At 60.7% G+C, this 7,093-nt stretch carries 12 protein-coding genes; 10 read left to right on the top strand and 2 right to left on the bottom strand.

What is annotated here, in order from left to right:
- The first annotated feature begins 95 nt into the window (after positions 1-95).
- Positions 96-1,784 (top strand): ATP-binding protein, encoded by a 1,689-nt coding sequence (locus tag WA989_RS01800; RefSeq protein WP_424338819.1) that lies wholly within the window; start codon positions 96-98, stop codon positions 1,782-1,784.
- 3 nt (positions 1,785-1,787) lie between these two features.
- Here WA989_RS01800 and WA989_RS01795 read toward each other — a convergent pair whose 3' ends face one another.
- Positions 1,788-2,021, bottom strand: a complete 234-nt coding sequence (locus tag WA989_RS01795; RefSeq protein ID WP_424338818.1) for a hypothetical protein — start codon at positions 2,019-2,021, stop codon at positions 1,788-1,790.
- Positions 2,022-2,114: 93 nt separating this feature from the next.
- Between WA989_RS01795 and WA989_RS01790 the strand changes: the two genes are divergently transcribed.
- The 9 genes from WA989_RS01790 (at position 2,115) to WA989_RS01750 (ending at position 6,699) form a co-directional block, all read left to right on the top strand.
- Entirely contained in the window at positions 2,115-2,477 is a 363-nt protein-coding gene (locus WA989_RS01790) for a DUF1491 family protein (protein WP_424338817.1), read from the top strand.
- An 82-nt stretch (positions 2,478-2,559) separates the two neighbouring features.
- Positions 2,560-3,150, top strand: a complete 591-nt coding sequence (locus WA989_RS01785) for a thymidine kinase (RefSeq protein ID WP_424338816.1) — start codon at positions 2,560-2,562, stop codon at positions 3,148-3,150.
- A gap of 80 nt (positions 3,151-3,230) precedes the next feature.
- On the top strand, positions 3,231-3,593 hold the full coding sequence (locus WA989_RS01780) for a PRC-barrel domain-containing protein (RefSeq protein WP_424338815.1): 363 nt from the start codon (positions 3,231-3,233) through the stop codon (positions 3,591-3,593).
- 150 nt (positions 3,594-3,743) lie between these two features.
- Positions 3,744-4,283: a rhodanese-like domain-containing protein gene (locus WA989_RS01775; protein WP_424338814.1), complete on the top strand. Its 540-nt coding sequence runs from the start codon at positions 3,744-3,746 to the stop codon at positions 4,281-4,283.
- A 156-nt stretch (positions 4,284-4,439) separates the two neighbouring features.
- The gene (locus tag WA989_RS01770) at positions 4,440-5,255 is read left to right on the top strand and encodes a ferredoxin--NADP reductase (RefSeq protein WP_424338813.1); all 816 of its coding nucleotides are present in this window, start codon (positions 4,440-4,442) and stop codon (positions 5,253-5,255) included.
- Positions 5,245-5,736 (top strand): GNAT family N-acetyltransferase, encoded by a 492-nt coding sequence (locus tag WA989_RS01765; RefSeq protein WP_424338812.1) that lies wholly within the window; start codon positions 5,245-5,247, stop codon positions 5,734-5,736. The genes WA989_RS01770 and WA989_RS01765 overlap by 11 nt, the downstream gene beginning before the upstream one ends.
- A 138-nt stretch (positions 5,737-5,874) precedes the next feature.
- Entirely contained in the window at positions 5,875-6,060 is a 186-nt protein-coding gene (locus tag WA989_RS01760; RefSeq protein WP_424338811.1) for a hypothetical protein, read from the top strand.
- Between the two features lie 123 nt (positions 6,061-6,183).
- The gene (locus tag WA989_RS01755) at positions 6,184-6,432 is read left to right on the top strand and encodes a hypothetical protein (RefSeq protein ID WP_424338810.1); all 249 of its coding nucleotides are present in this window, start codon (positions 6,184-6,186) and stop codon (positions 6,430-6,432) included.
- Positions 6,433-6,456: 24 nt separating this feature from the next.
- Positions 6,457-6,699, top strand: coding sequence for a hypothetical protein (locus WA989_RS01750; protein ID WP_424338809.1), 243 nt, complete (start codon positions 6,457-6,459; stop codon positions 6,697-6,699).
- Here WA989_RS01750 and WA989_RS01745 read toward each other — a convergent pair.
- Positions 6,696-7,093, bottom strand: a 398-nt coding sequence (locus tag WA989_RS01745; protein ID WP_424338808.1) for a chorismate synthase, incomplete at its 5' end; no start/stop codon positions are given. The genes WA989_RS01750 and WA989_RS01745 overlap by 4 nt on opposite strands.

Genomic DNA, 7,093 nt, shown 5'->3' with positions numbered 1-7,093 from the left:
GATCGAATGGTGGCCTATCTTTCCGGAATTTCAAAGCGTATCCTAGTCCGAAAAGCGGTTTTCACTGAAAATGTAATGTTCCAGCGACTTATAGAATGACTAACGATTATCACCGTTCTGTTAACGAAAAGCCTGAAAGCTTCCTGATTCGCGTTTTCCTGCTCTGGCTGGCGCTGGTCGCGGTGGCGTCCGCCTTTGTCGAATCTGGCGGGGTCGATCTGCGCGTAATCGCAGCATTTGCTGCACTTTGCGTCCTGCCTGTTCTGTCCACACTGATCGTCGTCTGGGCCGGGCGGGACTGGCCGAGAGGCCGGCGCGCACTTTTTGTTTGTTTACCCTGGATTTTAATGAGCGCCTTTTTTGTAGCGCTCTCAGGCGGGTTATCTTCGCCCGCGCTGGTTTTTGCCGCCTTCCCCTCGCTCTTCGCGCTCGCCTTTGGCTGGCGCAAGCTAGCTGTCGAGACGGCGGTGTTCTCGCTGCTCGCCACATTAGGCGCGATCGCGCTCTCCATGACGTTGACCGGTATGCCTGGCCTCGATCAGGCGGCACGGGCAAGCGAAATGTTCGCCTTTGCCGGCCTCTGCATCCTGCCCTTCATTGTCGGCGGCCTCGTTGCCAGCCGCAAAGCCGAGGAGACAGCGGCGCTGCAAGTCCCGGCTGGCGATGACGGCCGGTTCGATGGCGCCTATACAGCCAATCTCGAGCCCATCGGCGAACAACCGTCCGGGGTGCTGATCGTCGATGTGACGCGGGAGGGCCGCATCCGGTCTGCGTCGGGCAAGGCTTTGCACGGCCTCGACTTCCGGCCCGGCCGGATCTTTCTGGATGCGTTTCCCGCCGCAAACCGCGAGCATATATCGGTCCGCTTCAACTCCGGCGGCACGTTTGTCGAGCATATCGGGGCCGGCGACGCGCTCGAATTCACGATTGACCGCCATGATCTCGGTACGCGCGTTTTCATTGATGAAGCGGCGGGCACCCAGCCCGGCGCGGCCACACCGGAGCCATCCAGCCCATCTGCGAGCTCCGGCGATGACAGCCGCGAGGCCGAGGCGTTGCGCGACGAGATCAAGGATCGCATGGCCTTCTTCGCGGGGCTGGGGCACGATCTCAAGACGCCGCTTAATGCCATTCTCGGCTTTTCCGACCTGATGCGCGCAGAGCTGCGCGGCCCCATCCCCGAGGCCTACAAGGATTATACCCACCTCATCCATGAGAGCGGCCAGGACCTGCTCCTCATCGTTGAGGATATTCTCGATTACGCAAAGGCCGAGGCAGGCCACGCGCGGCTGGAGATCGAGCCGGTCGACCTGGTTGCAAGCGGGGAGTCGGTCGCCGCGCAGCTGTCGGGCCAGGCCGCGCGCGCGGATGTCGAGCTCAAACTGCTGGGAACCGGCGAGGTCTGGGCCAGCGCGGATCCGCGTGCCGTGCGCCAGATCTGGCAGAACCTTATCTCAAATGCGATCAAGTATTCAGAGGCTGGCTCAGTCGTCACCCTGGATGCCCGCGCAGGGCGGGGCGCTGTTGCGCTCTCTGTCCGCGATACGGGGGCCGGCATGGATGAAGACGATCTTGAGCGGGTGGCAAAACCCTTCCAGCAGGGACGCAATGCCAGGGGGCGGGCAGGCACCGGGCTCGGCCTTGCCGTTGTTCAGAGCTTTGCAGGCCAGCTCGGGGGAAAAGTCGTGATCGACACAGCGCCCGGCGAGGGCACGCGCGTCCGGGTCATTCTGCCAAAGGCGCCGCCCGAACAGACGGCGGGTCTGGAAAATGCTGCGGAGTGATGTCTAGTTGCGGGTGCGTTTTTCGATCCGGGACTCACGCGCCAGCAGGACAAAACCGGACACGATCAGGCAGGCAAGAACGACGAAGGCGACCTCCAGAGGGAAGAAACCGGCCGCGACCGCCTGGCTTGCTTTGGCGCCCATCAGGTCCTGACCGCCGGAGGCGAGATTTGCGTGCTGGATGGTTGATCCGGCGCTATCTGCTGCCATCTGGCTCAGGACTGAGTTCAGGGTCATTTTCGTCGCGTCTCCCGAGGAGTAACAGGGTCTTTATGATCAAGCTGCTGCAAACACCATGCCGGTTCGGCGACGAGAGAATGATGTAACGCCATGACGTATGAGGAGCGACTTCCAAGCTGGCTCTGGGTCGACGCCTTGATCAGGCGCGCCCAATCAGCCGGCGCGTCCTGTTTTGTCCTGCAGAAGGGAGACCGCGAGCGCGGCGATGTCCTGATCAAGGTCGCAGACCTCAAGGGCGGCGCGCGCGCCTATGTCCCCAGGACGAGCATGGAGGGCATGCGTATCTTCTCCGATGTGAGACTCCAGGGCATCGGCGACAGCGAATCCGATATCGACGCCTATGTCGGACGGGCGCGGCAACGCGACAGCGATCTCTGGGTGCTCGAAATCGAGGACCGCGACGGGCGTCACTTCCTGACCGAAGATGTGGAACTCCCGGCGCCTGACGCCTGAAATGCCGGCAGGGGCTTGGCAGAAGGCGAACGCTCCGCAATAGCTGTCTTCAGACGGGACTTCGCGAGAAGGGGGCAGCCAGGTGGCAAAGCTCTATTTTACCTATTCGGCCATGAATGCCGGTAAATCGACCATATTGCTCCAGTCGGCCTACAATTACCGTGAACGCGGCATGCAGGTCATGCTGTGGACGTCGGGCCATTATCGCGAGGACGATAAGGACACGGCCGAGATCTGCTCACGCATTGGCCTCAAGGCGGACGCGCATCTTTATCGCGACGGGCTCGACCTGTTCGATGCCATTGCAGCGCACAAGAGTGAGGGCCCGCTTGATTCGGTATTCGTGGACGAGGCGCAATTCCTCTCACCGGAACAGGTCTGGCAATTGGCCCGCGTCGCCGACCGGCTCGGCCTCCCTGTCATGTGCTACGGCCTGCGCACCGACTTCCAGGGCAAGCTGTTTCCGGGCTCGGCCGAGCTGCTGGCGATAGCCGATCAGCTGCGCGAGGTGCGCACCATCTGCCATTGCGGGCGAAAGGCGACGATGACGGCCCGTATGGATGAAGAGGGCCGGGCCATGGTCGAGGGCGCGCAGGTCGATGTCGACAAGGCGCACTATGTCTCGCTCTGCCGCCGCCATTGGGAGGAAGAAACCAAAGTCTCCCCGGCCTGACTGGAACTTGAAAGTCTCAAAGCGGTTATTCCGACAGGAGCAGAGAAGCTGCTTCAGGATAATTCAGAAAGGAGATTTTTATGCCTACCCCTCAAGGCCATACAACAGCGATCCGCGGGTCCCGCGTGATCGGCACCGAAGTCTACAATACTGGCGGTGAAAAGATCGGCGAAGTCGAAGATGTGATGCTCGACAAGATGAGCAACAACATCATGTTCGCCGTGGTCGGCTTCGGCGGATTTCTCGGCATGGGCGAGAAGTATCACGCCATTCCGTGGGAATCGCTCGACTATGAGAAGGACAAGGGCGGTTATATCGTGCCTTATACCAAGGACCAGCTCGAACAGGGCCCGGCCGACACCATCAATCAGCTCAGCAAGGATGATGGCTACGCCGCGCGCGATGCAGCCTTCGATTATTACAAGGTCGACCGCTACTGGTAGGGTTTGTCCCGCCGGTAACGGAAAAAGATTCTGCCGCAGACGGGACTTTGCCTGTCTGCGGCATTTTTATCCCTCAAAAGCCCGGACTTGACCCCATTGCCGCCCCATTTCCGGGCGAGCTTCCTTCTCGTGCAAGAGGAGGTTAGACCCATGGGTGCACGTCGAAACACACTGTTCGGGCTCGCCGCCCTGATCGCCTTCGTCGCGTCCGGCATGCTTGCCAGTGCGCAGGAAGCCCCGCCGGCTGCCGGCTCGCCAGAGATCGACTATCCAGGCTTTGTGGCCATGAGCGATGACGTCATGGCGTATCGCGAAAGCCGGCTTGTCGGCCTTGATACCTTCAATGACATGAAGGCCGGCGAGGACACGATCATCCTCGATACGCGCAGCGCCCTCGCCTTCCAGGCAGGCCATATCGAAGGCGCGATCAATCTCAACTTCTCAGACTTCACCGATGAGAAGCTGGCAGAGATCATCCCGTCAAAAGACACGCGCATCCTGATCTATTGCAACAATAATTTCGTTGATGACATTGAACCCATCGTGCTGAAGCGCGCGCCGCTCGCGCTCAACATCCCGACTTTCATCAATCTCTATGGCTACGGCTATGAGAATATCTTCGAGCTTGGCGACCTCGTCTCGACCACGGACGAAGGCGTCAACTGGGTGAGCACGCTGCAGACGCCCTGACCATTCCATGCACGTGCTCATCGCCCCTGGCGGACGCAGCCCGAACCCCGGCTGCGTCCGTTTTGCGTTTTAGTTCTGCTAATGCGATCATTTGTTCCCTTGCACGAATGCTGCATCATCGTCATCTGACGCTCGAACGCCGCAATGGACTGAGATATGACGACTGCCAGCTCCGAAACAGCCGCCCCACGCGTCAATCCGAACGCGCCGAGTGAAGAGACCGTCCTGTCGGTCCATCACTACACGGACCGGCTGTTCAAGTTCCGCCTGACGCGGCCTGCCAGCTTCCGCTTCCGCTCTGGCGAGTTCATCATGATCGGTCTGCCGAAAGAGAATGGGAAGCCGCTCCTGCGCGCCTATTCGGTCGCGTCTCCTTCGTGGGATGAGGAGCTGGAATTCTATTCGATCAAGGTGCAGGACGGCCCGCTGACCTCGCGTCTTCAGAAGATCCAGCCGGGCGACAAGGTGCTGCTCGGCAAGAAGCCGACCGGCACGCTGGTGCATGATGCGCTGGTACCGGGCAAGCGGCTCTGGTGTTTCTCGACCGGGACAGGCTTTGCCCCGTTTGCGAGCATTATTCGCGACCCTGAGACCTATGAGAAATTCGATGAGGTGATCGTCACCCATACCTGCCGCGATGTCGGCGAGCTGGCCTATTCGCAGGAAATTGTCGACGAGACGCTGAACCATGAATTCCTTGGCGAGATGGCTCAGGGCAAGCTGCGTCTTTATTCAAGCTGTACCCGCGAAGCCTTCGACCGCGCGGGCCGGCCGACAGACCTCATCCGTTCGCGCAAGCTGTTCGAGGATCTTGGCGTCCCGCCGCTCGACCCGGCTGTCGACCGGGCGATGATCTGCGGTTCGATGCCGATGACGCTTGAGTTGAAACAGCTGATGCTGGATGCGGGCCTGACCGAAGGCTCGAATGCGGCGCCCGCCGAATTCGTTATTGAAAAGGCGTTTGTCGGGTAGCATCCTGCGCGCCATGATCCGCGTCCGCGACTTCCAGCCTGAAGACGGCCCCGCTTTCAAGGCGCTGAACCTTGCCTGGATCGAACAGCTGTTTGCTGTCGAACCGTCAGACCTGGCGCAGCTGGACGACCCCCAATCGACCATTATCGACAAGGGCGGCCGGGTGCTGATCGCAGAGCTGGACGGCCAACCGGTTGGCACGGCGGCGCTTGTCGTCAGCCATGAGCCGGGAATGCTTGAACTGGTGAAGATGAGCGCGCGCGCGGATTTGCGCGGGCAGGGGATCGGCAAGGCACTTGTCATGGCGTGCCTGAAATACGCTCGTGACATGAAGGCGAAACGCATCTGGCTGGAGAGCAATCGCAAGCTTGACGCCGCGCTCGGGCTTTACCGTGCTGCGGGTTTCCGAGAGCTGGCCTGCGGCGAAGAAACGCCGTCGCCCTATAGCAGGTGCGACATTCAGATGGTGCGGGACATCTAGCGTCGCTGGGGACCGACAGGCGCTTGTCCAGCTGCAAAGCGGGGAATCACAATGGTCAGACTTTGGCGCCGGCCTGGCGGGAGGGGCCGCGGTCATCTCAAAAGACTGGCCGTTATCATTGGCGGACTTTTTGTTCTGGTGGGCCTTGCAGCAATCATTGGGGATCCGGATTCCACCGGGCAGAGCCGCAGCCGTGCAGCGATGTTCACGCGCGCCCTCAAGGGCCTGCGTGAAGCCTTCGGAGATCCGGGCGGCGGTATCGCCATGATGGCTGTCGGCGTCCTGCTTGGCGGCCTGCTCTGGTGGCTGGCTGATCGCAAATGATGCGGTTGTGGCAAACTTGCCAGCACGGTCGATAATTCTGGAACCTGCGGAGCGTTCGAGGGTTGAACATCGTGGTAAATTACGTCCATAAGGCGGCGTTGTGTAAACTGCAGGTTCGTGACTATGGACGCTTCAGATCCTCTCAGAAAATTCATTGCATTGCTGATGGGCGGCTTCTTTGTGGCCGCCGGTCTGGTTGTCATGTTTGGCGACCGTCAGACGGCAAGCGCAGGCACCGGCCAGGACGAACAAATCCCTGACGTCTTCAGCGCATTGACGGCGTGGCTGGGCGAGACAGGCACGGGCGGGCTGTTGATTGCAGTCGGCGTTGGCCTGGCCGTGCTTCTGATCAGAGCGATCAGCCGGCAGTAAGATGCCAGCCGGGGAGGTCACTCCTTGTCGCACGCCTTTTTCCTGAAATTTGTAGCGGTCCTTGTTGGCGGCAGTATCGCTGTGCTCGGCCTCGGCGTGCTGTTTGGCGATGTCTTCAATTCGAGCGCCGTGAAGATGCGCGGCGACCCGTTCTATGATGGGATCCTCGATCTGGTTCTGCTGGTTGGAAAATGGCCGGCGGGTCTTGGCCTGATCGGTCTCGGGATAGGGTTGGGCGCGCTGTTCTACCGTCAGGCCAGCGATTAGCCCATCTGGCCGCCGTGGCGCAGTTTTGCGTCTGCCAGCACGCAGGCGAGCATCGCTTCGGCCACAGGCACCGCTCGAATCCCGACGCACGGATCGTGGCGCCCGATTGTGCGGACATCCACTTCCTCGCCGTCGCGAGTCACTGATTTTGTTGCGGAAAGGATCGAAGAGGTCGGCTTGATGGCGAGCCGGACCACCACATCCTGCCCCGTGGAGATGCCGCCGGCGACCCCGCCATTATTGTTGGACAGAAAGCGCACGCCCTCATTGCCCATCCGCATCTCGTCGGCATTCTGTTCGCCTGAGAAAGCCGCCGCCTCGAAGCCTGCGCCAATCTCGATGCCCTTGGCGGCATTGATGCTCATCATTGCGCCAGTGAGTTCAGCGTCGAGCT

The sequence above is a fragment of the Henriciella sp. genome, assembly GCF_049649345.1.
Classification (GTDB): domain Bacteria; phylum Pseudomonadota; class Alphaproteobacteria; order Caulobacterales; family Hyphomonadaceae; genus Henriciella.
The sequence above is the reverse complement of the archived record's forward strand: the minus strand, read 5'-3'. Positions and strand labels throughout refer to the sequence as shown.